General features: G+C 73.5%; 23 protein-coding genes and 1 tRNA gene. 13 read left to right on the forward strand and 11 right to left on the reverse strand.

Going from position 1 to position 25,855, the window contains the following annotated elements; genetic code table 11:
• Nucleotides 1-78: 78 nt before the first annotated feature.
• Nucleotides 79-1,461, reverse strand: a complete 1,383-nt coding sequence (locus ACFVVA_RS36090; RefSeq protein ID WP_387694931.1) for an ABC1 kinase family protein — start codon at nucleotides 1,459-1,461, stop codon at nucleotides 79-81.
• Between the two features lie 227 nt (nucleotides 1,462-1,688).
• Nucleotides 1,689-2,777 carry a ThiF family adenylyltransferase gene (locus tag ACFVVA_RS36095; RefSeq protein ID WP_387694932.1) on the reverse strand — a complete coding sequence of 363 codons (1,089 nt, stop codon included), beginning with the start codon at nucleotides 2,775-2,777 and terminating at the stop codon, nucleotides 1,689-1,691.
• 255 nt (nucleotides 2,778-3,032) lie between these two features.
• On the opposite strand from ACFVVA_RS36095, the gene ACFVVA_RS36100 reads away from it, so the two are divergent.
• Nucleotides 3,033-3,770: a M48 family metallopeptidase gene (locus ACFVVA_RS36100; protein ID WP_387694933.1), complete on the forward strand. Its 738-nt coding sequence runs from the start codon at nucleotides 3,033-3,035 to the stop codon at nucleotides 3,768-3,770.
• A 120-nt stretch (nucleotides 3,771-3,890) separates the two neighbouring features.
• Here ACFVVA_RS36100 and ACFVVA_RS36105 read toward each other — a convergent pair whose 3' ends face one another.
• Both ACFVVA_RS36105 and ACFVVA_RS36110 read right to left on the reverse strand, forming a co-directional pair.
• Nucleotides 3,891-4,493, reverse strand: a complete 603-nt coding sequence (locus ACFVVA_RS36105) for an NUDIX hydrolase (RefSeq protein ID WP_387694934.1) — start codon at nucleotides 4,491-4,493, stop codon at nucleotides 3,891-3,893.
• A complete protein-coding gene (locus ACFVVA_RS36110) occupies nucleotides 4,490-6,010 on the reverse strand; it encodes a zinc-dependent metalloprotease (protein ID WP_387694935.1) in 1,521 nt (506 codons plus the stop codon). Before ACFVVA_RS36110 ends, ACFVVA_RS36105 begins: the two co-directional genes overlap by 4 nt.
• Nucleotides 6,011-6,209: 199 nt before the next feature.
• Between ACFVVA_RS36110 and ACFVVA_RS36115 the strand changes: the two genes are divergently transcribed.
• From ACFVVA_RS36115 to ACFVVA_RS36130, 4 genes are all read left to right on the forward strand, one after another.
• On the forward strand, nucleotides 6,210-7,358 hold the full coding sequence (locus ACFVVA_RS36115; protein WP_387694936.1) for an NAD-dependent epimerase/dehydratase family protein: 1,149 nt from the start codon (nucleotides 6,210-6,212) through the stop codon (nucleotides 7,356-7,358).
• 151 nt (nucleotides 7,359-7,509) lie between these two features.
• Complete coding sequence (locus tag ACFVVA_RS36120; RefSeq protein ID WP_387694937.1) at nucleotides 7,510-7,950, forward strand: molybdenum cofactor biosynthesis protein MoaE; 441 nt, start codon at nucleotides 7,510-7,512, stop codon at nucleotides 7,948-7,950.
• A gap of 212 nt (nucleotides 7,951-8,162) precedes the next feature.
• Nucleotides 8,163-8,354, forward strand: a complete 192-nt coding sequence (locus ACFVVA_RS36125) for a hypothetical protein (protein ID WP_387694938.1) — start codon at nucleotides 8,163-8,165, stop codon at nucleotides 8,352-8,354.
• A gap of 42 nt (nucleotides 8,355-8,396) precedes the next feature.
• Nucleotides 8,397-9,506 carry a PDZ domain-containing protein gene (locus tag ACFVVA_RS36130; RefSeq protein WP_359908403.1) on the forward strand — a complete coding sequence of 370 codons (1,110 nt, stop codon included), beginning with the start codon at nucleotides 8,397-8,399 and terminating at the stop codon, nucleotides 9,504-9,506.
• Nucleotides 9,507-9,570: 64 nt separating this feature from the next.
• Here the strand turns inward: ACFVVA_RS36130 and ACFVVA_RS36135 are convergent, their stop codons facing one another.
• Nucleotides 9,571-10,143 carry a PPA1309 family protein gene (locus ACFVVA_RS36135; protein ID WP_359908408.1) on the reverse strand — a complete coding sequence of 191 codons (573 nt, stop codon included), beginning with the start codon at nucleotides 10,141-10,143 and terminating at the stop codon, nucleotides 9,571-9,573.
• 263 nt (nucleotides 10,144-10,406) lie between these two features.
• Between ACFVVA_RS36135 and ACFVVA_RS36140 the strand changes: the two genes are divergently transcribed.
• From ACFVVA_RS36140 to ACFVVA_RS36150, 3 genes are all read left to right on the forward strand, one after another.
• Nucleotides 10,407-13,364, forward strand: a complete 2,958-nt coding sequence (locus tag ACFVVA_RS36140; protein WP_387694939.1) for a UPF0182 family protein — start codon at nucleotides 10,407-10,409, stop codon at nucleotides 13,362-13,364.
• 64 nt (nucleotides 13,365-13,428) lie between these two features.
• Nucleotides 13,429-13,502 (forward strand) — tRNA-Met (locus ACFVVA_RS36145).
• Between the two features lie 367 nt (nucleotides 13,503-13,869).
• Complete coding sequence (locus tag ACFVVA_RS36150) at nucleotides 13,870-15,846, forward strand: tetratricopeptide repeat protein (RefSeq protein WP_387694941.1); 1,977 nt, start codon at nucleotides 13,870-13,872, stop codon at nucleotides 15,844-15,846.
• 92 nt (nucleotides 15,847-15,938) lie between these two features.
• Here the strand turns inward: ACFVVA_RS36150 and ACFVVA_RS36155 are convergent, their stop codons facing one another.
• Complete coding sequence (locus ACFVVA_RS36155) at nucleotides 15,939-16,352, reverse strand: Fur family transcriptional regulator (protein ID WP_387694942.1); 414 nt, start codon at nucleotides 16,350-16,352, stop codon at nucleotides 15,939-15,941.
• Nucleotides 16,353-16,456: 104 nt separating this feature from the next.
• On the opposite strand from ACFVVA_RS36155, the gene ACFVVA_RS36160 reads away from it, so the two are divergent.
• Nucleotides 16,457-17,932 (forward strand): catalase, encoded by a 1,476-nt coding sequence (locus ACFVVA_RS36160; protein WP_387694943.1) that lies wholly within the window; start codon nucleotides 16,457-16,459, stop codon nucleotides 17,930-17,932.
• 81 nt (nucleotides 17,933-18,013) lie between these two features.
• Here the strand turns inward: ACFVVA_RS36160 and hisN are convergent, their stop codons facing one another.
• The 5 genes from hisN to ACFVVA_RS36185 all read right to left on the reverse strand — a co-directional run bounded on the left by hisN (nucleotide 18,014) and on the right by ACFVVA_RS36185 (nucleotide 22,602).
• Nucleotides 18,014-18,811 (reverse strand): histidinol-phosphatase, encoded by a 798-nt coding sequence (gene hisN / locus ACFVVA_RS36165; protein ID WP_380540004.1) that lies wholly within the window; start codon nucleotides 18,809-18,811, stop codon nucleotides 18,014-18,016.
• A 148-nt stretch (nucleotides 18,812-18,959) separates the two neighbouring features.
• Complete coding sequence (locus ACFVVA_RS36170) at nucleotides 18,960-19,283, reverse strand: DMT family transporter (protein ID WP_380448541.1); 324 nt, start codon at nucleotides 19,281-19,283, stop codon at nucleotides 18,960-18,962.
• Nucleotides 19,284-19,411: 128 nt separating this feature from the next.
• On the reverse strand, nucleotides 19,412-20,464 hold the full coding sequence (rsgA, locus tag ACFVVA_RS36175; RefSeq protein WP_387694944.1) for a ribosome small subunit-dependent GTPase A: 1,053 nt from the start codon (nucleotides 20,462-20,464) through the stop codon (nucleotides 19,412-19,414).
• Nucleotides 20,465-20,479: 15 nt separating this feature from the next.
• Entirely contained in the window at nucleotides 20,480-21,811 is a 1,332-nt protein-coding gene (gene aroA, locus ACFVVA_RS36180; RefSeq protein ID WP_387694945.1) for a 3-phosphoshikimate 1-carboxyvinyltransferase, read from the reverse strand.
• A 65-nt stretch (nucleotides 21,812-21,876) separates the two neighbouring features.
• Entirely contained in the window at nucleotides 21,877-22,602 is a 726-nt protein-coding gene (locus ACFVVA_RS36185; RefSeq protein ID WP_387694946.1) for a M50 family metallopeptidase, read from the reverse strand.
• 151 nt (nucleotides 22,603-22,753) lie between these two features.
• On the opposite strand from ACFVVA_RS36185, the gene ACFVVA_RS36190 reads away from it, so the two are divergent.
• The 4 genes from ACFVVA_RS36190 to rsrA all read left to right on the forward strand — a co-directional run bounded on the left by ACFVVA_RS36190 (nucleotide 22,754) and on the right by rsrA (nucleotide 25,607).
• A complete protein-coding gene (locus tag ACFVVA_RS36190) occupies nucleotides 22,754-23,506 on the forward strand; it encodes an SOS response-associated peptidase (RefSeq protein ID WP_387694947.1) in 753 nt (250 codons plus the stop codon).
• A 20-nt stretch (nucleotides 23,507-23,526) separates the two neighbouring features.
• On the forward strand, nucleotides 23,527-24,165 hold the full coding sequence (locus tag ACFVVA_RS36195) for an alpha/beta family hydrolase (RefSeq protein ID WP_387694948.1): 639 nt from the start codon (nucleotides 23,527-23,529) through the stop codon (nucleotides 24,163-24,165).
• Between the two features lie 129 nt (nucleotides 24,166-24,294).
• The gene (locus tag ACFVVA_RS36200) at nucleotides 24,295-25,200 is read left to right on the forward strand and encodes a sigma-70 family RNA polymerase sigma factor (RefSeq protein ID WP_380354936.1); all 906 of its coding nucleotides are present in this window, start codon (nucleotides 24,295-24,297) and stop codon (nucleotides 25,198-25,200) included.
• Complete coding sequence (rsrA, locus tag ACFVVA_RS36205) at nucleotides 25,197-25,607, forward strand: mycothiol system anti-sigma-R factor (RefSeq protein ID WP_387694949.1); 411 nt, start codon at nucleotides 25,197-25,199, stop codon at nucleotides 25,605-25,607. The genes ACFVVA_RS36200 and rsrA overlap by 4 nt, the downstream gene beginning before the upstream one ends.
• Nucleotides 25,608-25,855: the final 248 nt, after the last annotated feature.

Consider the following 25,855-nt stretch of genomic DNA (forward strand, 5'->3'; position numbering starts at 1 on the left):
TCCGGTCCACCCCCGTCGTGCCGCAGGCCGCTCCCCGTCGTCGGGGAGCGGCCTGCGGCCGTTGTCGCGGTGCCCGGGTCAGTCCTCGCGGACCCGGGCGGGCTCGGCGGGCTGCCCCGGCCCCGCCGACGGGCGCCCGGCGAACTCGGGCAGCCACGCCAGCATCTCGGCGCGGAACGGCGCCTTGGCGCCCAGCTGGCAGAGCACCCCGATGGTGCTCAGCGTCACCCGGTGGATCAGCAGGTACGCGGGCGGCAGGTTCAGCTGCTTGCCCAGGTTGTAGGCGGGCGAGCGCGGATCGGCGATCCGGGCCGCCTGGGAGCGCATCCAGGTCCGGGTGAAGTGGAAGTTCTCCACCGCGGCCGGCTCGATGATCGGCAGCAGGTAGTCCAGCACCGCGTCCGGATCCAGCCGGATCGAGGGCTTCACGAAGCCCTCCTCGCGCAGCATCCGGAGCACCCCGGCCGCGTCCCCGGCCAACGCCATCCGCAGCGAGGCCCCGATCGGCGCGGGCAGCCCGCCGGGCAGCCGGTCCACGGTGCCGAAGTCCAGCACGCCCAGCCGCCAGCCCGACACCGGGCCGTCGTCCTTCAGCAGCCGGAAGTTGCCCGGGTGCGGGTCCGCGTGCAGCAGCCCCGTCCGGGACGGGCCCGCGAACAGGAACCGGGCCAGCAGCTGCCCGGCGCGGTCGCGCTCCTCCTGGGTGCCGCCCGCGATCACCTCGGCCAGCGGGGTGCCGCCCATCCACTCGGTGACCAGCACCTGGTCGGCCTGGGCCACCACGCCCGGCACCACGATGTCCGGGTCGTCCGTGAACTCCTCGGCGTGCCGGCGCTGGGCCTGCGCCTCCAGCTCGTAGTCCAGCTCCTCCGAGACGCGCTCGCGCAGCTCGGTGATCAGCGGCTTGATGTCCAGCCCGGGGATCAGCGGCCCCAGCAGCCAGGCCACCCGGCTCAGCTGCGAGAGGTCCGCGAGCAGGGCGTCGCCCGCGCCCGGGTACTGCACCTTGACGGCGACCGTGCGGCCGTCGTGCCAGACCGCCTTGTGCACCTGGCCGATCGAGGCGGCGGCCGAGGGCCGGTCGTCGAACTCCCGGAACAGCTCGCGCCAGGAGTCGCCGAGCCGCTGGGCGAGCGCGGTGTGCACCTTGGCGGCGGGCATCGGGGGAGCGGCGTCCTGGAGCTTGGTGAGCGCCGCCCGGTACGGCCCGGCCACCTCCTCCGGCAGCGCGGCCTCGAAGACGGACAGTACCTGCCCGAACTTCATCGCCCCGCCCTTGAGTTCGCCGAGGACCTTGAACAGCTGGTCCGCGGTGGCCTGTTGGAGCTCGGCGGTGACGACCTCGGCGGAGCGGCCGCCGATCCGCTTGCCCAGGCCGAGCGTGGCGCGGCCGGCTATCCCCAGCGGCAGGGCGGCGAGCCGTGCCGTGCGGGTCATTGCCTTGCGCGGAAGATCGCTCACCCCGGGCCTCCATTCCCCGGCCCCCCGGTTCCGGGCGGCCGACCATCTCTACGCCATTGTGCCCGCTCCCTGCTGCGTGCCCCTCGGAATTCCGTGGGGCGGGGCCGGGAGTGCCCTCGCTTTGCGGGGAGTTGGGTGGCTTGGTCCGGTGGGGGCCGGTGGTTCCGCGCCGGAAGTCGGCTCGGCCGACGTGCCGCGCGGGGCCGGACGGCTTCCTCCGGGGCTCCTCACCCGGGCGGCAGCGGCTGCCACAGGCAGCCGCAGTCGGGGTGCCCGCGCAGCCGCAGGCGCCTCGGCATGCCGTCCCCGGCCGAGACCTCGCACCAGCCGTCCACGCTCGGCGGCCGGCCGCCGTCCAGGAACACCTGGACGTGCAGCGCCGCCAGCCCGGCGACCGCCGTCGCCAGCGCCGTGTCGCAGGCCGGGGTCCGGGCCCGTCCGGGGCCTCCGTCGGCGAGCTGGGCCAGGACCCGGGGCCAGGCGGCGTCTTCGTCCTCCCGGCGCAGCACCAGGCAGTGCCCGCAGGCGGACACCCCGGGGATCACCAGCGGTCCGACGACGCCGAACTCCTCGACCACGCCCACGTAGAGGTGCGGCACCCCGGCCCGCAGCAGCAGTCGGGCCTCGTACGTCCCGCCGGCGAAGGCGGCGCTGCCGTCCCGCGGCGCGAGGACCACGAAGTCCGGTGGCGGCTCCCCGGTGCGGCGCCGGGGCAGGGGTGCCGGCGGCCGGCCGGTGGCCCGCTGCACCGCTTCCCGGGCCGCCGTCGAGCGCAGCCGTCCGACGTCCCCTGGCGGCAGGCCGGCGGGGGAGCAGTCCTCCGGTTTCACCCGGCCGCGGTCCGCGACCGTGACCGTGCCGGTGCCGCCCGCCGCGAGCACCGCCGCCACGGCGGTGCCGACCCGGCCCGCGCCGCGCACCTCGATCCGCGCGTCGGCCCGGCGGCCGAGGACCGCCGGTGCGGCGCCCGGCCCGGAGTGGACCAGGGAGAGCGAGGCGAGGTCGGGACCGAGCAGGTCCCGCTGCTGCGGGGGGAAGCGGGCCAGGGCGCGGCGGTCGGCCTCCGCGTCGTCCAGCAGGCCGGTCTCCTCCAGGCCGGTGAGCAGGGTGTCGGCCGGTTCGCGGCCGAGCCCGATGCGTTCGCCCTCGGTCAGGAGCTCCGGTCGCTCCCGTGTCCCGTCGAGCAGCGCGAGGAAGTCGCAGAGGGTCTTGTCGGCGTTGCCGAGCACCCCGGCGAAGCGGGTGACGGTGCCGAACTGCAGGGTCTGCGGGTCCCGCCAGCTGCGGGACAGCGCGGGTTTGAGGGCGAGGCGCACGACGATCTCCCTTCCGATCGTTTCCGGACGGCCGACCGCAGCTTGCCCCATCGCGCCGACGTCGTGCGGAAGGTTGTCCACAGGGCCGTGCGCATGATCGCACCATCCGTTCGCGCGCCCTGTGGATAACCGGCCATCCCCTCCGGCGTCGGTTTCCGGACACCCGCCGTCGACTTTTCGTTCCCGATCACTCCATGAAAGATTCCGGCCACGGCAGCGGACTTCTGTCCGTGGTACCGGGTAACGTCGTGTGCCATGGCAGCCGAGCGGGACTCCCATCCACCGGCGTCGCGTCGGCGTGCCCGCGCAGCGTCCGGGTCGCAGGTCGCGGCGCCGAACACACGCGGGCGCCCCGACCAGCGGCAGCAGCCGAGGCCGGCTCCACCGCAGCCGCCGCCCTCCGGCGCGGCGGCCCCCGAGGCGCACGACCGCGGCCGGGTCGAGGTGCGCCGCAGCGCCCGCCGCAGCCGTACGGTCTCCGCCTACCGCGAGGGCGACCGCACCGTGGTGCTGATCCCGGCCCGGATGTCGCACGCCGAGGAGCAGCGCTGGGTCGCGCAGATGCTGGAGAAGCTCGCCGCCCAGGAGTCCCGGCGGATCCCCGGTGACGAGGCCCTGATGACCCGGGCCCGCGAGCTGTCGGGCGCCTACCTGGACGGTCGCGCCCGGCCCAGCCAGGTCCGCTGGGTCACCAATCAGAATTCCCGCTGGGGCTCCTGCACCCCCAGCGAGGGGACGATCCGCCTCTCCCACCGGCTCCAGGGCATGCCGGAGTACGTGCTGGACTACGTGCTGCTGCACGAGCTGGCGCACCTGCTGGTGCCGGACCACGGTCCGGCGTTCTGGGCCCTGCTGGACTCCTACCCGCGGACCGAGCGGGCCCGCGGCTACCTGGAGGGCGTGGTCTCCGCCGCCCGGCTGCCGCACATCCCCGGCGCGCGGCACGCGGCCCCGGATCCGTCCGGGCCGGACCCGGACTCCTCCTGCGGCTGAGGCCGCGGCGGTGCGGGCGGGGAGGGCGCGCGCCCGGCCGGAGCCCGGTCGGTCCGACCGGAGGAACGACGGAAGGGGGCGCGGGCCAATAGGCTCCGCGCCCCCTTCCGATGTCGCACCTCAGCCGGTCAGCTGCCGTGCCCGGGCCACCAGGTCGCGCACCGAGTGGTCGGTGAGCTCCGGCAGCCGGTCGTAGTCGAACCAGCGCAGGTCCAGCGACTCCTCGCTGATCAGCGCCTGCGCGCCGGCCGGGGCCAGCGCGATGTACTGGACGTCCAGGTGGGTGTTCTCCGGCCGGTCCTTGCCGGTGCAGCGGACCAGGTGCCGGTCCAGCTTGGCCGGCACCGGGGCGCCGTCGCGCTCCAGCAGCACCAGGTCGGGGATGCCGGACTCCTCGACGGCCTCGCGCAGCGCGGCCGAGGCGAGGTCGCGGTCGCCGGGCTCGCAGTGCCCGCCCATCTGGAGCCACATGCCGACCTTGGGGTGCAGGGTGAGCAGCACCCGCCCGGCCGCCGGGTCGACGACCGCCGCGCTCGCGGTGATGTGCGCGGGCAGGCAGGAGCGGTACAGGCCCTCGGGCTGTTCGGCCAGGTGCTCCAGGTAGTCCAGCCGCAGCTGCTCCTGGTCCTCGTCGGTGGGCCGCCACCCGGTCAGCGCGCGGACGGCGTCCGCGTGCAGTCCGGTGGCGGGCGTCCCGGTGGCGGGCGTCTCGGTCGCCGTCATGCGGTGGGCTCGCCCTTTCCGTCGGTGCCGTCCTCGTCGGTCCCCGGCCGCTCGTCCTTCTTGGTGAGGTCGGGCTTGCCGGCCGCGGCGTCGCCGAGCAGCTTGTCGAAGGCGTCGAAGTCGATGCCGCCCTCCAGGTCGTCGGCGGAGCCCCGGTGCACGAAGGCGTCCGGGTCGTCCAGGTCGGCGGCGGTGGGCAGCATGTCCGGGTGCTCCCAGAGCGCGTCGCGGCCCTCGATGCCGCGGGCGTCGGCGAGCAGCGCCCAGAGCCGGGAGGCGTCGCGCAGCCGGCGCGGACGCAGCTCCAGGCCGACCAGGGTGGCGAAGGTCTGCTCGGCGGGCCCGCCGGCCGCGCGGCGGCGGCGGACGGTCTCGCGCAGCGCGCCGGCCTGCGGCAGGTGCGGCTCGGCGGCGGCGTGCACGACGGCGTCGACCCAGCCCTCGACCAGCGCGAGCGCGGTCTCCAGGCGGGCGAGCGCGGCCTTCTGCTCCGGGGTGTCCTCGGGCTGGAGCAGGCCGCCGGCCAGCGCCTCCTGCAGCGCCTCCGGGTTGCTCGGGTCGAGCTGGCCGACCAGCTCCTCCATCCGGGAGGTGTCGACCTTGATGCCGCGCGCGTAGGCCTCGACGGCGCCCAGCAGGTGGGCCCGCAGCCACGGCACGTGGGCGAAGAGCCGCTGATGGGCGGCCTCGCGCAGGGCGAGGTAGAGCCGGACCTCGTCGGCGGGCACGCTCAGGCCCTCGCCGAACTCGGCGACGTTCTGCGGCAGCAGCGCGGCCTTGCCGGCCGGGGCGAGCGGCAGGCCGACGTCGGAGGAGCCGACCACCTCGCCGGCGAGCGCGCCGAGCGCCTGGCCGATCTGGGTGCCGAACATGGCGCCGCCCATCGAGCGCATCACGCCCATCAGCGGGCCGGCCATGGCCTGCATCTCCTCGGGCAGCACGCCGCCCATGGCGTTGCCGACCCGCTCGGCGACCGGGTCCACCAGGTCCTTCCAGACCGGGAGGGTGGCCTCGATCCACTCGGCGCGGCTCCAGGCGACGGCGGTGCCGGCCCCGGAGGGGAACTCGGTGGAGCCGTCGAGCCACAGGTCGGCCAGGCGGACGGCCTCGGCGACGGCGGAGCGCTCGGCCGCGCTGACCGAGCGGTCCTTGCTCTTGCCCTCGGCGGGCTCGGCGACCACGGTCTGGCGGGCGATGTTCGTGGCGAGGTCCCAGTTCACCGGGCCGCCCTCGAACGAGAGCATCTGGCCGAGCTGCTGGAAGGCGGCGCCGAGGTCACCCGGGTTCATGCCGCCGAACATCGCGGCGAAGGGGTTGTCGGCTCCGGCACCGCCCGGGGCGCCGGGCATGCCGAACATCGCGCCGAAGGGGTTGCCGCCGCCGAAGCCGAACGGCTGCGGACCGCCGCCGGACTGCTCCGGGTCCTTCTTCTCGTTCTTCTGCGCGTCGTCGGGCTTGGCCTTGCCGTCCTCGGGCTCCTCGGGCGGAACGCCGAATCCGAAGGGAAGGTCGCTCACGGGGTCCTCGATCCGGTCGGCCGTCATGCGGGTGTGGCGGAAAAGTCTGCGCCCGGGGCGGCGGCGGAGTGGGGGACTCGGGGGCGGCTCCCACGCGGCAGGCCCGCGCCGGGTGCACCGCCGGGCCTTCGCCTCGGGCAGGATGGACGTACGTGACACACGTCCGTACGCACATAAAGCTAACCGTGGAGGATGGCCGGTGAGTTCCCCGCCCTCGGACGTTCGCTCTGGGCTGACCGGAGGAGAGGACGCGTCGGACACCACGGCGTCGCCGTCTCCAGCCTACGGCGGACGGCCGCTGACCGTGGCGGTCACCGGCGCCGCGGGGGTGCTGGGCGAGCGGGTCGCCGCCCGGCTGGTGGCCTCCCCGCACGTCCGGAAGGTCCTCGCCGTGGACGACCGGCGAGGGGAGGTGCCGGGCGTGCAGTGGCGGGTGCTCGACGTCCGCGACCCGGCGGTGGCCGAGCGGCTGGCCGGGGTCGACGTGGTGGTGCACCTGGCGATGGACTTCGGCATGGAGTCCGACGCCCGGGCCCGCAGCGCCTACAACGTGCGCGGCGCCCAGACGGTGCTGACCGCGGCCGCGGCCGCCGGAGTCCACCGGGTGGTGCTGTGCACCTCGGCGATGGTCTACGGCGCGCTGGCCGACAACGAGGTGCCGCTGGCGGAGGACTCCGAGCTGCGGGCCACCGAGGAGGCCTCGCTGGTCGGGGACCTGCTGGAGATCGAGCGGCTGGCCCGCCGGGCGCCGCGCGCCCACCCGGGCCTCCAGGTGACGGTGCTGCGCCCGGCCGTGGTGGTGGGCCCCGGCGTGGACACCGTGCTGACCCGGCACTTCGAGGCGCCCCGGCTGCTGGTGGTGGCGGGCTCCCGCCCGTGCTGGCAGTTCTGCCACGTGGACGACCTGGCGGCGGCGCTGGAGTACGCGGTGCTGGGCCTGGTCGAGGGCGAGGTGACGGTCGGCTGCGACGGCTGGCTGGAGCAGGAGGACGTGGAGCGGCTGTCCGGGATCCGGCGGATGGAGCTGCCGGCCTCGCTGGCGCTCGGTACGGCGGCGCGGCTGCACCGGCTCGGTCTGACCCCGGCCCCGGCCGGGGACCTGGCGTACACGATGTACCCGTGGGTGGTGTCCGGGAGCCGGCTGCACGAGGCTGGCTGGCGTCCGGCGCACACCAACGAGCAGGTGCTGGCCGAGCTGCTGGAGCAGGTGTCCGGCAAGCACGCGGTGGCCGGTCGCCGGCTGGGCGGCAAGGAGGCGGCGACCAGTCTGGGGGCGGCCGGGGCGACGGTGGCGCTGGTGGGTACGGCGGCGCTGGTGCGCCGGGCCCGCAAGCGGCGGCGGTTCTGACCGGTCGGCCCTGACCGGTCGGCCGGTTTCGTCCTGCCGTAAACGGGGGGGCGGGCGCTTGGCGGCGCACACTTCTCACGATGCGAAATTCCGGCGTCGTGATGCGGAAAATACTTGCCCCGTCCCGTCCCGGATGGGGAATCATGGGGGCATGTCCGAGAACCACGACCCCATCCGCCTGCTCGCCATCCGCGACACCCCGCTCTCGCTGGACGAGGTGTACGAGGCGGTCGGCGACGACGCGGCCGGCGGCACCACCGTCTTCGTCGGGACGGTCCGGGACCACGACGGCGGCAAGTCGGTCTCCGCGCTGGAGTACAGCTGCCACCCCACCGCCGAGCAGGAGATGCGCCGGATCGCCGAGAAGGTGGCCGCCGACTTCCCGGTCCGGGCGCTCGCCGCGGTCCACCGGGTGGGCCGGCTGGAGATCACGGACAAGGCCGTGATCGTCGCCGTCTCCTGCGCCCACCGCGGTGAGGCCTTCGCGGCCGCCCGTCGGCTGATCGACGACCTCAAGCACGAGGTGCCGATCTGGAAGCACCAGGTCTTCTCCGACGGCGGGGACGAGTGGGTCGGCGCCGGCGGCTGCTGAGCGCGGGACCGGTGCGACGGAACCGATCGGCACACTTCGTGCGTCGGTCGGGTCAGGCGCGCCGAGGTCTCACTCCAACGGGTCCGTGACGGCGCTCCGAATACTCCCTGGAAGTGAGCCGATCGGCCGTCCCGTGACCCGGATGGCGCCGGCCGCGTTGTCCGCCGGAGTGGTTAATCTGCTCATAGACACGACGAGCTGGGAGTACTGACATGGGTGCGCTCGCCTGGTTGATCATTCCGGTGGTCGCGGTCCTGATCGCCGCCCTCTGGGCGGTGTGGGCCCAGCGGGCGCCGCGGGCCACCGGGGACCCGGCCTCACTGGCCGAGCACCGGCGTTTCATGGCCGCCATGGAGCGCACCACCGCGGGCGCGGCCGCCCCCGGCGAGGGCTCCGGCAGGTAGCCCGGCGGGCGCCGCTTCGGGCGCGTCCCGTACTGTCGTGGCATGCCACGCCGCTCCGCGACGATGCTCGCTGCCACCCTGCTGCTCATAGCGCTGCTCTGCGTCTCGGTGCTGATGAAGGTGCCGTACACGGAGATGAGCCCGGGGCCGACGTACAACACGCTCGGCAACCAGGGCGGCAAGCCGGTGATCAGCATCAGCGGGCACGACTCGTACCCGACGAGCGGTCACCTCAACATGACCACCGTCCAGGTCACCGGGGCCAAGTACGAGCCCAGCCTGGTCAACGCGGTGGTCGGCTGGCTGCGGGACGACGTGCTGGTGGTGCCGCACGACAACGTCTACCCCAAGGGGCAGTCGGACGCGGAGGCCAAGAAGCAGAACGCCGAGGAGTTCGCCTCCTCCGAGGACAGCGCGCGCACCGCGGCGCTCAAGCAGCTGGGCATCCCGGTGGGCAGCGAGTTCATCGTGAAGTCGGTCACCGCGGGCGCCCCGGCCGAGGGCAGGCTGCACGCGGGCGACCAGATCGTGGCGGTGGACGGCACGCCGGTCGGCTCGGTCGAGCAGGTGGTCGCGGCCGTCACCAAGCACAAGCCGGGCGAGTCGGTGGTCTTCACCGTCGTGCCGCGGGTCAAGGACGCGAACGGCGCCGCCACGCAGGGCGGGAAGACCGACGTCACCGTCCCGACCGTCCGGGCCAAGGACCTCGACCCGAACGCCTCCGCCGAGCGGGCGGAGCTCGCGGTGGTGGGCATCGGCACCGGGATGCGGCACACCTACCCGTTCCAGATCGACATCGGCCTGCAGGACGTGGGCGGCCCGAGCGCCGGCCTGATGTTCTCGCTCGGCATCATCGACAAGCTCACCCCCGGCGGCGACCTCACCGGCGGCAAGTTCGTGGCCGGCACCGGGACCATCGACGACGACGGCAAGGTCGGCCCGATCGGCGGCATCTCGATGAAGCTGATCGCCGCCCGCGACGCCGGGGCCGAGTACTTCTTCACCCCGTCCTCGAACTGCGCCGAGGCGACCAAGAACGTGCCGTCCGGGCTGACCCTGATCAAGGCGGACACGCTGGACGGCGCGCTGAAGTCGCTGGAGCAGGTCCGCTCCGGGCAGACCTCCGCGCTGCCGTCCTGCTCCGCCGGCTGACACAGGCCCGGCCGACCGCCCGGCAGGCGCCGGGCGGCCGCCGGGAGAGCCGGCGGGGAAGGCGTCAGGCGAAGGTCGCCAGCAGTGCCTCGGTCAGGCCCGGCACGAGGTCGGGGCCGGTCAGCACCTCGCGGGCGACGTCCTTGGAACGCAGCCGCAGGGCGATCTCCTTCTTGCCGCCGCGCAGCACCGCGGCGGTGATCCGCACCTCCTCGCGCTTGGGGTGGTTGGCCACCCACTCGGCGAGCTGGGCGTCGCTGGCGCCCCGCGGGCGGGACTGCTCGGCGCCCGGGGGCAGCATCATGCGCTCGACGACCAGGGCGCAGCCGGCCACCGAGTCGGGCCAGGCGATGGTGCCGAGGAACTTGTCGAGCTCCATGCCGGCCGGCAGCTCGTCCTGCTCGATCGGGGTCAGGCCGGCCTCGTCGCCCTCGGCGAGGCCGAGCTGCTTGGCGATCTTCGGGTTGGCCTTGCGCAGGGCGGCGCTGTCCACCAGGGCGAACAGCCGGGCCGGGAGGTCCCAGCCGAGGGTGGATGCGTACTCGTCGATCTCCAGCGCGGCCCGGGTCAGCGGGGTGGCGGCCGGGAGCTTGGAGACGTCGTCGGGGGAGTTGTTCAGATCAGACGCGTCGGACATGACTCAATCCTCACACGCCGGGCGGGGCCCGCTCGCCGGGCGGTCCGCCGCGGGAGCCGTCGGCGGGGGCGCCGCGACGACCGCCGCGACGACCGCCCGCGGGGCCGCCCGGAGGACCGCGGGAGCCGCGGCCGGGACGGCCGGGGGCGGACCGGCGTCGTAACCGTCTGCTAACGGTGGGAACTCGACCAAAGCCTGGTTAAGTTTCTCTGACGACCGACCCATTCAGACGACACAGCCGAGGTGCCACCGTGGTCTTCCAGATGCCCGAACGCTCAGAGCCGGGTTTCCGGCGCAGGGTAGGCCCGCCCTCCCGGCGAGCGCGGGTGGCCCTGCTGACCCTGGGCGTGCTCGCGGTGCTGTTCCTGCTGTTCGTCATGTTCGCGGGCTTCTGGACGGACTGGCTGTGGTTCAAGTCGGTCCACTTCTCCTCGGTGTTCACCACCCAGCTGTGGACGAAGATCGGCCTGTTCGCGGTGTTCGGGCTGCTGATGGCGGTGATCGTTGGCTTCAACATCTGGCTGGCGCACCGGCTGCGGCCGCCGCTGTCGGCGATGTCGGTGGAGCAGCAGAGCCTGGACCGCTACCGGGCCGGCCTGGCGCCGTTCAAGCGCTGGGCGCTGATCGGCATCTCGCTGGTGATCGGCCTGGTGGCCGGCGCCGCCGCCTCCGGGCAGTGGCGGACCTGGCTGATGTGGACGAACTCGACCTCCTTCGGTGAGAAGGACTCGCAGTTCGGCATGGACGTCTCGTTCTACGCCTTCGACCTGCCGTTCTACGAGTTCGTGCTGGGCTTCGCGTTCAGCGCGGTGATCGTCTCGCTGCTGACCTCGGCGCTGGTGCACTACCTGTACGGCGGGCTGCGGCTGCAGGGCCCGGGCCGCCGGGCGAGCGTGGGCGCGCAGGGGCACCTGGCGGTGCTGCTGGGCGTGTTCGTGCTGCTGAAGGCCGTCGCGTACTGGCTGGACCGGTACGCGCTGGCGGTGAAGACCGGCTCGTACAAGGGGGTCTCGGGCTGGACCGGCCTGCGCTACGTGGACGCCAACGCGTTCCTGCCGGCCAAGACCATCCTGTTCTTCGTCGCGATCATCTGCGCGGTGCTGTTCTTCCTGACCCCGATCCGCCGCACCTGGGCCCCGGCCCTGATCGGCCTGGGGCTGATGGTGCTGTCGGCGGTGCTGATCGGCGGGCTGTACCCGGCGATCGTGCAGCAGTTCCAGGTCAAGCCGAACGAGCAGGCCAAGGAGACGCCGTACATCCAGAAGAACATCGACGCCACCCGCCAGGCGTACGGCATCGCGGACGCACAGACCACCCAGTACACCCCGCAGGGCACCACCAACGCCGAGGCGCTCAAGCCGGACGCGCAGACCGTCGCGGACATCCGGCTGCTGGACCCGAACGTGGTCTCGCCGACGTTCCAGTCGCTGGAGCAGCAGCGCAACTACTACGCCTTCCCGAACACGCTGGACGTGGACCGCTACGGCACCGGGCAGGGCAAGCAGGACAGCGTGATCGGCCTGCGCGAGCTCGACCTCAACGGCGTGCAGCGCAACTGGATCAACGACCACTTCAAGTACACCCACGGCTACGGCGCGGTGGCCGCCAAGGGCAACCAGGTCGACGACAAGGGCCAGCCGGTGTTCACCGAGTCGGGCCTGCCGGCCACCGGCACGCTGGGCGACTACCAGCAGCGGATCTACTACGGCGAGAAGACCACCACCTACTCGATCGTCGGCGGCGCCAACAAGGAGATCGACTACACCGATCCCAAGACCGGCCAGAACGCCGAGTACACCTACTCCGGCGGCAGCGGGGTCTCGCTGGACAACCCGCTGACCCGGGCCGCGTACGCGGTGCGCTTCAGCGAGCCGCAGATCCTCTACGCGGGGGCGATCACCGACGGCGCCAAGGTGATCTACAACCGGACGCCCAAGGAGCGGGTGGAGAAGGTCGCGCCGTGGCTGTCGATCGACGCCGACCCGTACCCGGTGGTGCAGGACGGCCGGGTGCTCTGGGTGCTGGACGGCTACACCACCTCGGACGGCTTCCCGTTCTCCTCGAAGACGACGCTGGGCGCCGCCACCAAGGACTCGCTGACCAACCAGCGCGGTGAGCTGCTGACCGTCGCCAACCAGGTCAACTACATCCGCAACTCGGTCAAGGCCACGGTGGACGCCTACACCGGCGAGGTGAAGCTCTACCAGTGGGACGACAAGGACCCGGTCCTGAAGACCTGGATGAAGGCCTTCCCCGGCACCGTCGAGCCCAAGGCGGACATCCCGCAGGGCCTGCTGCCGCACCTGCGCTACCCGCAGGACATGTTCAAGGTGCAGCGCGACCTGCTCGGCCAGTACCACGTCACCGACGCCAACTCCTTCTTCAACGGCAGTGACATCTGGCAGGTCCCGGTCGACCCGACCAGCGACACCAAGCAGGTCCAGCCGCCGTACTACGTGACGGTGCGGATGCCGGACACCAGCACCGCGAGCTTCTCGCTCACCAGCACCTTCGTGCCCAACCAGCGGCCCAACCTGGCGGCCTTCATGGCCGTCAACGCGGACCCGGGGGACGACTACGGGAAGATCCGCATCCTGAAGATGACGGGCGAGAGCGGCGCCCCCGGCCCCGGCCTGGTGCAGTCGAAGTTCAACTCCCGCCAGGAGGTGGCCAACCAGATCTTCGCGCTGAAGAGCGGTGGGGACGCCGAGCTGGAGTACGGCAACCTGCTGACCCTGCCGGTCGGCGGCGGACTGCTCAACATCGAGCCGGTGTACGTGCGCGGACGCGGCGCCAAGTACCCGACGATGCAGAAGGTCCTGGCGGTGTACGGGGACGACAACGTGGCGTTCGAGGACACCCTGGAGGCCGCGCTGAAGAAGGTGTTCGGCGGGACGCCCCCGTCGACCACCCCGACCGTGCCGGCCAACCCGGGCACCGGGACGACCCCGACCAACCCGACGACGCCCACCGCGCCGGCGCCGGGCGGGACGATCTCGCCGGAGCTCCAGAAGGCGCTCTCGGACGCGGGGAAGGCGTACAACGACAGCCAGACCGCGTTCAAGAACGGCGACTGGGTGGCCTACGGCAACGCCCAGAAGGCGCTCGGCGACGCGCTGAAGGCCGCCGAGGCGGCCCGCGGCGGCAGCCCGGCGCCCGCCCCGGGCGGCACTCCCGCCCCGGGTGCCACCGGCGGCGGATCGCCCAGCCCGCAGCCGTAGCCCGCTGAGCTGCGGCAACCGTTTTCCGTTCCACCCCGCGACCGTGCTATGGTTTAACCACCGACGCGGGGTGGAGCAGCTCGGTAGCTCGCTGGGCTCATAACCCAGAGGTCGCAGGTTCAAATCCTGTCCCCGCTACAAAGGCCAGAGGCCCGGAGGATTCTTCCTCCGGGCCTCTGGTGTTTCCCGCTCCGTTCTCGCCCGGAAGCGGCGGGAACCGCTCCGGTAGTATCGACCGTCGCCAAGGACGACGGCAGCGGGGTTTGTGGGGTTGGAGTGTCGGGAAATCGACAAAGCGCCGAAGCAATTTCGTCGGCTTCGGGTCAGCCCCGCCGGAATTCGGCCGGGGCAGGTGTACGCGGGTACTGGGTGATGCGACGATGGGACACATGGGGGACGGTGCACGGCCGCTGACCGGCCGTCGGGTCCGGCGCCTCCCCCGGGAGTCCTCCCGGTCGCACGCCGGGGCACGATGCCGCGACACTCTGGGGGAGCGGGAGTCGGCATGAGGCTGATCGGCAAGTCAGGCGCCAAGTCCGCGGCGGCCGTCGAGGCGGACACCGACGCCTGGGCGGAGAGCCCCGAGAGCACCGCCGCCCACCCCGGAGCCCTGCCCGCCCAGCGCACCAGCGGACTGTCCGAGCGTTCCCCGGCCCCCGGCTACGGGCCCGACAGCCTGGTCCACGTGTCGACCCGTCAGTTCGCCGCCGCCGTCGGCGCGTACGGCGAGCAGCCCGGCGGGGAGCCGGCCGCCGGCGCCGCGCTCGACCCGGCCGGCCTCGACTCGACCAGCTTCGAGACCGCCCTCGCCGCCCGTGAGTCCGCCGCGCTGGAGGCCCGCCACCGGCAGGCCGCCGACGGCGGCGACCCGGACGCCGCCTGCCGGCTCGGCACCCTGCTGCTGCGCCGCGGCGAACTGGAGGACGCCGAGTCCTACCTGCGCGCCGCCGCGGCCGCCGGGGTGCGCGCCGCCGCCAACAACCTCGGCGTGCTGCTGCACCAGCAGGGCCACCGCGCCGAGGCCGGCCAGTGGTGGCGCCAGGCCGCCGTGGCCGGCAGCGCGCCGGCCGCGCACGCGCTCGGGCTGCAACTGCGCGACCAGGGCGAGGAGGAGGCCGCCGAGTACTGGCTGCACTTCGCCGCCGACCACGGCCACCCGCTGGGCGCGTACGCCCTGGGCGACCTGATGGAGCACCGGCGGGACGTGCGCGCCGAGCGCTGGTTCAAGGTCTCCGCCGACGCCGGGCACCGGGAGGCCTCCTACCGGCTGGCCCGGATGCGCGAGGCCGCCGGCGACAAGGAGACCGCCGAGACCTGGTACCGCACCGCCGCCGCCCGCAGCCACGCCCGCGCCGCGCTGCGCCTGGGCGTGCTGCTGGAGGAGCGCGCCCGCACCGACCAGTCGCTGCTGGAGGAGGCGGCCCGCTGGTACCGGCAGGCCGCGCAGAACGGGGAGCCGCGTGCGGCCTGCGCGCTGGGCTTCCTGCTGCGCGACTCCGGGGACGTGGCGGCCGCCGCCGAGTGGTGGCAGGAGGCCGCCGAGGCCGGGGACGGCAACGCCGCCAACGCCCTGGGCGCGCTGCACGCGAGCCGCGGCGAGGCCGCCGCGGCCGAGCGCTGGTACCGCGCCGCACTCGACGCGGGCGACCAGAACGGCGCCTTCAACCTGGGCCTGCTCTGCGCCGGCACCGGCCGCGAGCAGCAGGCCGAGCAGTGGTACCGCCGGGCCGCGTACGCCGGGCACCGGGAGGCCTGCAACGCGCTGGCCGTGGTGCTGCTGCAGCGCGGCGACGAGTCCGGCGCCCAGCCCTGGTTCTCCAAGGCGGCCGAGGCCGGCAGCGTGGACGGCGCGTTCAACCTCGGCGTGCTGCACGCCGGGCGCGGCGAGCAGCAGCAGGCCCAGGAGTGGTACGCGCGCGCCGCGGCCGAGGGGCACGGCGAGGCGGCGCTGCAGCTCGCGGTCGTCCAGGAGCAGCGCGGCAACCTGGCCGGGGCGCTGCAGCGCTACCGGCAGGCGGCGGCCGGAGGCTCGGCCGAGGGCGCGTTCCGGCTGGCTTCGCTGCTGGACCGGCGCGGGGACGCGGACGCCGAGGCCGAGCACTGGTACGCGCTGGCCGCCGACGCCGGGCACCGCCGGGCGCAGGTGCGGATGGGCGTGCGGGCGGCCGAGCGCGGGGCGCTGGAGATCGCGGAGAGCTGGTACCGGCGGGCCGCCGAGGCGGGCAGCCGCAGCGCCGCGTTCAACCTGGGGCTGCTGCTGGCCCGGCAGGACAGCGAGGCCGAGGCGATGCTCTGGTACACCCGGGCCGCCGACGCCGGGCACGGCCGGGCGGCGCTGCGGCTGGCGCTGCTGGCACTGCGCCGCGGGGAGCCGATGCAGGCGGAGAACTGGTGCCGGCGGGCGATCGACTCCGGGCCGGCCGAGGTGGCCGAACGGGCCGGGCGGCTGCTGGGCGCGCTGAGCGCCGAGTTGAGCGCGTAGCCTCCCGATCCGAGCGGCCCCCGATCCGCTTGTCCCGCCGGTCGGTGCAACCCCCTGATCAGTGCAACTCCCTGATCAGTGCAACTCCCTCATCAGAGGCGGCAGTTCGGGCACAGGCCGCGGTAGGTGACCTCGGCGGCGGTGACGGCGAAGCCGAAGCGCTCGGCGGCGGGGAGGGCGGTGAGCGGGTCGCCCTGCGGGTGGACGTCGCGGATCGCGCCGCAGCCCGAGCAGATCAGGTGCTGGTGGGCGCGGTGCGCGTTGGGGTCGTAGCGCTTGGCCCGGCCGTCGGTGGCGACCTCCAGGACCTCGCCGAGGGTGACGAGTTCGCCGAGCGTGTTGTAGACGGTGGCGCGGCTGATCTCCGGCAGCCGGGCCGCCGCGCGGGCGTGCACCTCGTCGGCGGTGAGGTGCACGTGGTCGCCGTCCAGGACCTCGGCCACGACCCGGCGTTGCGAGGTCAGCCGCCAGCCCCGTGCGCGCAGTCTCTCCAGCAGGTCGCTCATGCCATCCAGAGTAGGTCAAGCTCCGAGATTGGTTCCAGTATTGACTTGGACAAAGTCCAAGTTAGGATCGTGTCATCACGACCGGACACCGCGGAGGCACTCCCATGACGATCCAGGACGAGCAGCGCCCGACCCTGACCACGGAGGCGGGTGCCCCCGTCGCCGACAACCAGAACACCGAGACGGCGGGCGTCGGGGGCCCGGCGCTCATCCAGGACCAGCTGCTGTTCGAGAAGCTCGCGCACTTCAACCGCGAGCGGATCCCGGAGCGCGTGGTGCACGCCCGCGGCGCCGGCGCGTACGGCACCTTCACCGTGACCGCCGACGTGACGCCCTGGACCCGGGCGGCGTTCCTCTCCGAGGTCGGCAAGCAGACCGAGACGTTCCTGCGCTTCTCCACGGTGGCGGGCAACCTCGGCGCGGCCGACGCGGTGCGCGACCCGCGCGGCTTCGCGCTGAAGTTCTACACCGAGGAGGGCAACTACGACCTCGTCGGCAACAACACCCCGGTGTTCTTCATCAAGGACGCCCTCAAGTTCCCCGACTTCATCCACACCCAGAAGCGCGACCCGTACACCGGCTCCCAGGAGGCGGACAACGTCTGGGACTTCTGGGGCCTGTCGCCCGAGGCCACCCACCAGGTGACCTGGCTGTTCGGCGACCGCGGCATACCCGCCTCGTACCGGCACATGAACGGCTACGGCTCGCACACCTACCAGTGGCAGAACGAGGCCGGCGAGCACTTCTGGGTCAAGTACCACTTCAAGACCGACCAGGGCATCCGCAACCTCGCCCAGGCCGAGGCCAACACCCTCGCCGGCGAGGACCCGGACAGCCACCAGCGCGACCTGCGCGAGTCGATCGAGCGCGGCGAGTTCCCCAGCTGGACGGTGCAGGTCCAGATCATGCCGGCGGCCGACGCGGCGAGCTACCGCTTCAACCCCTTCGACCTGACCAAGGTCTGGCCGCACGCCGACTACCCGCCGATCGAGATCGGGAAGCTGGAGCTCAACCGCAACCCCGACAACGTCTTCGCCGAGGTCGAGCAGTCGGTGTTCTCCCCGGCGCACTTCGTGCCCGGCATCGGCCCGTCCCCGGACAAGATGCTCCAGGGCCGCCTGTTCGCGTACGCTGACGCCCACCGCTACCGGGTCGGCATCAACGCCGACCACCTGCCGGTGAACCGTCCGCACGCCACCGAGGCCCGCACCAACAGCCGCGACGGCCACCTGTACGACGGCCGCCACGGCCGGCAGAAGAACTACGAGCCGAACAGCTTCGGCGGCCCGGTGCAGACCGGCCGTCCGCTGTGGGCCGCGACCGCCGTCGACGGCCCCACCGGCACCCACGCCGCGCCCTCGCACGCCGAGGACGACGACTTCGTGCAGGCCGGCGACCTGTACCGGCTGTTCTCCGAGGAGGAGAAGCAGCGCCTGATCGGCAACCTGGCGGGCTTCATCGCCAAGGTCTCCGCCGACCGCGAGGACATCGTGGAGCGGGCGGTCGACAACTTCCGCAAGGCCGACGCCGACTTCGGGCAGCGGCTGGACGCGGCGGTCCGGGAGCTGCGCAAGCGGTAGTCACCGGACCGGGAACGGCGGCGGCCCCCCGACCAGCTCCCACTGGTCGGGGGGCCGCGACCACGTTCGGGCCGGCCGGGGTCAGACGGACAGCCGGCGCAGGGCCTCCTCGTGCAGCAGGCCGTTGGAGGCGACCGCGTCGGCGCCGCCGGGGCCGGGGACGCCGTCCAGGCCGGTGAAACGGCCGCCGGCCTCCTCGACGATGATGCAGTTGGCCGCCATGTCCCACAGCGACAGCTCGGGCTCGGCGGCGATGTCGACGGCGCCCTCGGCGACCATCATGTAGGACCAGAAGTCACCGTACGCGCGGGTGCGCCAGCAGGCGCGGGTGAGGTCCAGGAACGGGTCGAGGCGACCGCGCTCCTCCCAGCCGCTGAGCGAGGAGTAGGAGAAGGACGCGTCCTCGATCCGGGAGACGCCGGAGACCTGCAGCCGGGAGGCCTTGGTCAGGCTGCGGCCGCCGAACGCGCCCAGGCCCTTGGCCGCCCACCAGCGGCGCTGCAGCGCGGGGGCGGAGACGATGCCGACCACCGGGCGCTCGACGCCGTCCGGACCGTCCTCCAGCAGGGCGATCAGGGTGGCCCAGACCGGGACGCCGCGGATGTAGTTCTTGGTGCCGTCGATCGGGTCGATCACCCAGCGGCGCGGGCCCGAGCCCTGGAGACCGAACTCCTCGCCGAGGACGGCGTCGCGCGGACGGGCGCGCTGGAGCACGCTGCGCACGAGCTCCTCGGCGGCCTTGTCGGCGTCGCTCACCGGGGTGAGGTCGGGCTTGGTCTCGATCTTCAGGTCGAGGGCGCGGAAGCGATCCAGGGTGACCGAGTCGGCCGAGTCGGCGAGGACATGGGCGAGTCGGAGGTCGTCGTGGTAATCGGCCATGCCCGAAACCCTAGCGAGCCTCCCCCGATCGGCACAGCCGGGCTCGCGGAGCGGCCCGGAGCGGGTGCGGGCGCGCGCGGCCGTCCGGCGCGCCGTGCCGGCTCCGCTCGTCGCTCCGCGAGCCCGGTCGCTCAGCCGGTCGTGCCGCTCAGTGGCTCGTGCCGCTGAGCTGGAGGCCGATGACACCGGCGATCACCAGCGAGATCGAGACCAGCTTGAGCACCGAGGTGCTCTCGCCGAGGAAGAGCATGCCGTAGATCGCGGTGCCGGCCGCGCCGATGCCCGTCCACACCGCGTAGGCGGGGCCGACCGGAAGGGTCTTCAGCGAGAGGGTGAGCAGGCCGAAGCTGCCGAGGGCGAACACGCAGAAGCTGATGGTGGGCCAGAGCTTGGTGAAGCCCTCGCTGAGCTTGAGGTTGATCGCGAAGCCGGTCTCCAGCAGGCCGGCCAGGACCACCAGGGCCCATGCCATCGCGTGCCCTCCCTGTCGATCGACGGGCGGACCGCATACGGCCCGACTTTCCTATGATCGCCAGGTGGGCCCGCTCCGACACCTCGAACGGGCCACCAACCCCGCCGACGGGCCGCGGACGGCCGGACTCAGTCGGCCTCGCCGTCCTTGCTGGCCAGCAGACGGCGCAGCGAGTAGAGCCGGGCCGCCTCGGCGTGGCCCTCGGCGACCCAGGCGTCCAGCGCGCAGTCCGGCTCGTCGTGGCTGCACGCGCGCGGGCAGTCGGCGGTGCCGGCCTCCAGGTCGGGGAAGGCGAGGATGACCCGGGACGGATCGATGTGCGAGAGGCCGAACGAGCGGAAGCCGGGGGTGTCGATCACCCAGCCGGGGTTCAGCGCCTTCTTCGAGCCGGGCTTGGCGCCGGGCGGCGGGGGCAGGCGCAGCGCCAGCGCGGAGACGGTGGTGTGCCGGCCGCGGCCGGTGACGGCGTTGACGTGCCCGGTCTGCCGCCGGCGGTCCGGGACGAGCGCGTTGACCAGGGTGGTCTTGCCGACGCCGGAGTGGCCGATGAAGACCGTGGACAGGCCGCGCAGGTGCTCCCGGACGGCCTCGGCGCCGGTGGTCTCCAGCTCGTCGCGGCGGGTGACCACGTACTCGATGCCCAGCGGCGCGTAGGTCTCCAGCAGCGTCGAGGCCGGGGCGAGGTCCGACTTGGTGAGCACCAGCAGCGGCTCCATGCCCGCGTCGTACGCCGCCACCAGGCAGCGGTCGATCAGCCGGGGGCGCGGCTCCGGATCGGCCAGGGCGGTGACGATGGCCAGCTGCTCGGCGTTGGCGACCACGATCCGCTCGTACGGGTCGTCGTCGTCCGCGGTGCGCCGCAGCACCGAGGTGCGCTCCTCGACCCGGACGATCCGGGCGAGGGTGTCGGCCTCCCCGGTGAGGTCGCCGACCAGGTTGACCACGTCGCCGACGACGACGCCCTTGCGGCCCAGCTCGCGGGCCTTCATGGCGACGACCTCGCGTTCCTGCTTCGTTCCCAGGTCGACCAGGCAGGTGATCCGACCGCGGTCGACGGTCAGCACCATCGCCTCGGCGGCGTCCTCGTGCTTGGGCCGGATCCGGGTCCGCGGCCGGGAGCCCCGGCGGGCGGGGCGGTTGCGGATGTCGTCCTCGTCGGCGTCCTTGCCGTAGCGGCGCATGTGCTCAGTCTCCGCTCAGGCGCCCGCCGCCGCTTCGCCGAGCAGCTCGGACCACATCCCGGGGAAGTCGGGCAGGGTCTTGGCGGTGGTGGCGACGTTCTCGACCTCGACGCCGGGCACGGCGAGGCCGAGCACGGCGGCGGCGGTGGCGAGGCGGTGGTCCTCGTAGGTGTGGAAGATGCCGCTGTGCAGCGGGCGCGGGCGGATCCGCAGGCCGTCCTCGGTCTCGGTGACGTCGCCGCCCAGGTCGTTGATCTCCTTGGCGAGCGCGGCGAGCCGGTCGGTCTCGTGCAGGCGCAGGTGGGAGATGCCGTACAGGTGGGACTCGGAGTCGGCCAGCGCGGCGACGGCGGCGATCACCGGGGTGAGCTCGCCGACGTCGTGCAGGTCGGCCTCGATGCCGTGGATCCGGCCGGTGCCGGTGAACTGCAGGCCCTCGTCGGTGAACTCGCAGGCGCCGCCCATCCGGGTGTAGATCTCGCGCAGCTGGTCCCCGGGCTGGGTGGTGTGCCTGGGCCAGTCCCGCACGGTGACCCGGCCGCCGGTGACCAGGGCGGCGGCGAAGAACGGCGCGGCGTTGGAGAGGTCCGGCTCGACCACCAGGTCGCGGCCGAGCAGGGCGCCGGGGGTGACCCGCCAGACGTCCTTCTCGCCGCCGTCCTCGGGGGCGTCGACCTGGGCGCCGGCCAGCCGCAGCATCTCCACGGTCATCCGGATGTGCGGCAGCGACGGGACCGGGCCGCCGACGTGGCGGACCTCGATGCCGTGGTTGTAGCGGGCCCCGGAGAGCAGCAGGGCGGAGACGAACTGGGACGAGGAGGAGGCGTCCAGCTCGACCGGGCCGCCGTCCAGCGAGCCGGTGCCGTGCACGGTGAGCGGGAAGGCGCCCCGGCCGCCGTCCTCGATCCGGGCGCCGAGCGCGCGCAGGGCGTTGATCACACCGTGCTGGGGGCGCTCGTAGCAGCGCGGGTCGCCGTCGAAGTGCACCGGGCCGTCGGCGAGGACGGCGAGCGGCGGCAGGAAGCGCATCACCGTGCCGGCGTTGCCGACGTCGACGGAGGCGGGGCCGAGCAGCGCGGGGGCGGGGATGACCCGCCAGGCCTCGCCGCCGCCGGTGCCGCCGGAGTCGTTGTTGACCTTCTCCTCGATGGTGACCCCGAGGGCGCGCAGGCCGTCGGCCATCAGCTGGGAGTCGCGGCTGCGCAGCGGGTGCCGCACCCAGCCCGGCCCGTCGGCGAGTGCCGCCAGCACCAGGGCCCGGTTGGTGACCGACTTGGAGCCGGGGATGGTGACGGTGGCGTCGACGGGGCTGGTCGCGACGGGGGCGGGCCACAGGGTCTCGGTCATGGGGCAAGTCTAGGGGCCGCGGAGGAAGCCCCCTCGTCGGTCGGGCGGCGGGACGCCCCGGCCGGCTACCGCAGCGGCTGGACCAGCCAGGCGGCGCCGAGGCCGAGGCAGGCGAGGGCGACGAGCAGGAAGACGGTGACCCAGGCGAGGGCGGGGACGTGGGTGAGCCGGGCGAGCTGGTCGGCGTCGGAGTCGCGGGCCCAGCCGATCCGGCGCTGGTGCTGGAGCTCCAGGACGGGGCGGACGGCGCCGAAGAGCAGGAACCAGCAGCCGAGGTAGGCGAAGCCGGCCTGGACCTCGGCGCTGCCGAACCACGAGACCAGGAAGAAGGCGCCGCCGGCGACCAGCACGCTGAGGAAGCCGAAGGCGTTGCGGATGCGCAGCAGCAGGGCGAGCAGCAGCACGATCGCCAGCCAGAGCAGCAGGGTGATCCGGTCGGCGGCGAGCAGGGCGGCGCAGCCGAGGCCGAGCAGCGCGGGGGCGGTGTAGCCGGCGGCGGCGGTGAGGACCATGCCGGGGCCGGTGGGGCGGCCGTAGGAGAGGGTGAGCCCGGAGGTGTCCGAGTGCAGCCGGATGCCGGCCAGCTTGCGGCGGGTGACCACGGCGATCAGGCCGTGGCCGCCCTCGTGGGCGATGGTCACGGCGTTGCGGGCGACGTGCCAGAGCGGGCGGGCCAGGACGGTGAGCAGGGCGGCGGCGCAGGTCGCCAGGACCAGCCAGCCGGGTGGGGCGGTCTGGGTGCCGGTCACCTGGTTCCACAGGTCGCCGAGGGTCCGGTCGTTCGCGTTCATCGGTGTCTCTCCGCCTCTGTCCGCCGCAGTGGGCCGTCGCGTTGGGCCGTTCGGGGCAGCCTCCCATGCGGGGACGGGCGGGAGGCGGCGGGTGGTTCTGGTCCGGGGATGAACAAGTCCTGAGGACCGGTGGCATGGCAAGCTGGCCCGCATGTGCGGTCGGTTCGCAGCCAGCAGCAAGCCCGAGGACGTCGTCGAGCTGTTCGACGTCGAGCACTGGGATCCCGCGGAGACCCTGGACCCGAACTGGAACGTCGCGCCGACCAACAGCGCCTTCGTGGTGCTGGAGCGGCTGGGCGGGGAGCGGCCGCGGCCGGTGCGGCAGCTGCGGGTGCTGCGCTGGGGGCTGGTGCCGCAGTGGTCGAACTCCGCCGAGACGGCGGTGAAGATGATCAACGCCCGGTCGGACACGGTGCACGAGAAGCCCTCGTACCGGCAGGCCTTCGCCGCGCGCCGGTGCATCCTGCCGGTGGACGGCTACTACGAGTGGCAGACGGTGCCGGGGGAGCGCGGAAAGGCGCGCAAGAAGCCGTACTTCGTCTCCCGGGCCGACGGCACCCCGCTGGCGCTGGCCGGGCTGTACGAGTTCTGGCGCAACCGGGCGGTGCCGCCCGGGCACCCGGAGGCCTGGCTGGTGACCTTCACGATCGTCACCACGGACGCCGAGGAGTCGCTGGCGCCGATCCACGAGCGGATGCCGCTGTTCCTGGACCCGGGGGACTGGGACGCGTGGCTGGACCCGCGGTCGACCGACCCGGACGGGCTGCGCCGGCTGCTGGTACCCCCGCCGCCGGGCGCGCTGCTGGCCACCCCGGTGTCGCCGGCGGTCGGCAGCATCCGCAACAACGGTCCGGAGCTCAAGGAGCCGTGGACCGAGGTCGAGTACGAGACCACCCTGTTCTGAACCTTCCTGGAGTCACTGCGATGAGCACCACCGAACTGGTACCCACCGAGGCCGGGGAGGCCCGGATCAGCTACCACCGCGCCGAGCGGCCCGTGGCCGTGCTGGCGCTCGGCCACGGCGCGGGCGGCGGGATCGAGGCCCGGGACCTGGTGGCGCTGGCCGGGAAGCTGCCGGCCCGGGGGATCACCGTGGCGCTGGTCGAGCAGCCCTGGCGGGTGGCGGGCCGCAGGCTCGGCCCGGCGCCCAGAACGCTGGACCTCGGCTGGCGGCCGGTGGCGGAGCGGCTGGCCGGGCAGGGCCTGCCGCTGGTGGTGGGCGGTCGCAGCGCCGGGGCGCGGGTGGCCTGCCGTACGGGCGCGGCGACCGGGGCGGTCGGGGTGGTGGCCCTGGCGTTCCCGCTGCACCCGCCGGGCAAGCCGGAGAAGAGCCGGGCCGGGGAGCTGCTGGAGTCCGCTCTGCCGACGCTGGTGGTGCAGAGCGCGGCGGACCCGTTCGGCGGGCCGGCGGAGTTCCCGGAGCTCCCGGCGGGGCACGAGCTGGTGGCGGTGCCGTACGGCAGCCACGGCTTCGAGGTGCCCAAGCGGGCGCCGGTGGGGCAGGACGAGGTGCTGGACCTGATCTGCTCGTCGGTGGGGGACTGGGTGCTGCGGCTGCTGTGAGGCCGTGAGCGGGGAGTTTCCGCTCGATCACTCGTGCGAGTTAATGGTGCCCGGGGGCGGGAATGCGGCCGGGGCCGGTGTGGTTGTCGTGTCCGTCAGCACGAGTCACCGGTGTGAGAGGCAGGGCAGATGGGTTCGATCGCGTGCCCCGAGCGGCCTGAGGAGCGCGAGGCCACCACGGCGTTCGCCCCCTCGTGGTCGGAGTGGCTCGACGCGGGCGAGAAGCCCGTCAGCCCGATATCCTCCATTTCTGGGCGGCCCGCCGTGGGCCGTGCCCGTCATGCCGAGGAGGTGGGTCCGGTCGTCGGGACCGAGCACGAGGCCGATCCGGGCCGTGGCCCGGGCGACGCCCTGCCCGCGGGCGAGGCGCTCACCGGTGAGGAGCTGGCCGAGGCGATCGGTGAGGACACCTACCGGGTGTCGGCGGAGGAGAGCGAGGAGGCCCGGCGGGAGCGCTTCGAGCGCGACGCCCTGGGCTACCTGGATCCGATGTACTCGGCGGCGCTGCGCATGACGCGCAACCCGGCCGACGCGGAGGACCTGCTCCAGGAGGCGTTCGCCAAGGCGTACGCGTCCTTCCACCAGTTCCGCGAGGGCACGAACCTCAAGGCCTGGCTGTACCGCATCCTCACCAACACGTTCATCAACTCGTACCGCAAGAAGCAGCGGGAGCCCCAGCGCACCGCGGCGGAGGAGATCGAGGACTGGCAGCTGGCCCGGGCCGAGTCGCACATGTCGACCGGTCTGCGCTCGGCCGAGACCCAGGCGCTCGACCACCTTCCCGACAGTGATGTGAAGGACGCGCTCCAGGCCATCCCGGAGGAATTCCGGATCGCCGTCTATCTCGCGGACGTAGAAGGCTTTGCGTACAAGGAGATCGCGGACATCATGGGTACTCCCATCGGTACGGTGATGTCCCGGCTGCACCGCGGCCGTCGTCAGCTGCGCGGCATGCTGGAGGATTACGCCCGTGAGCGCGGGCTGGTCCCGGCCGGCAGCGGGGCAGGGCAGGAAGCGAAGGGCTCGGGCTCATGAGCTGCGGCGATCCGCACGAAACCGAGTGTGGCGAGGTCCTCGACCACCTCTATGAATTCCTCGACAACGAGATGCCCGAGGGCGACTGCGCAAAGTTGCGCGTCCACTTCGAGGAGTGCTCGCCCTGCCTGAAGCAGTACGGGCTGGAGCAGGCGATCAAGGCGCTGATCAAGCGTTCCTGCGGGTGCGACGACACCCCGACCGACCTGCGCAGCAAGGTGCTGGCCAGGATCGACTCGATCCGGGCCGGGCAGCGCTCGGGCGAGCAGGTGGTGGTCGCGGTGGAGACCACCGTCGAGGTGCACGCCGAGTCGGCCCGTCCGGCGCCCGGGCTGGGCGGGGCGGCCGAGCAGGGGTCCACGGAGCGCCCCGGCGCGCCGGTCGAGGCCGGCGCCCAGGCGGAGTGACGGCCCCCGGCGAACGCCCGCGCGGCGAACGCCCGTGCGGCGGACGGCCGGGTGGTCGACCACCGGGAGCGGTGGTCCGCCGGCCCGCCGGTGAGGGTGCGGCGGGCGGTTCGCGCAGGTCGGGCAAGGAGTAGCAGCGGCCCCGGGAGTGTGCTTAGGTTCTAGGGATCGTTGCAACACCCCAGTTCAAGGGGTGCAATGTTCGAGATCCGGGAGAACCGGATAGCGGCTCAGGGTCGCAGGACCCT

It is taken from the genome of Kitasatospora sp. NPDC058048, assembly GCF_042885555.1.
Taxonomy (GTDB): domain Bacteria; phylum Actinomycetota; class Actinomycetes; order Streptomycetales; family Streptomycetaceae; genus Kitasatospora; species Kitasatospora lactacystinica.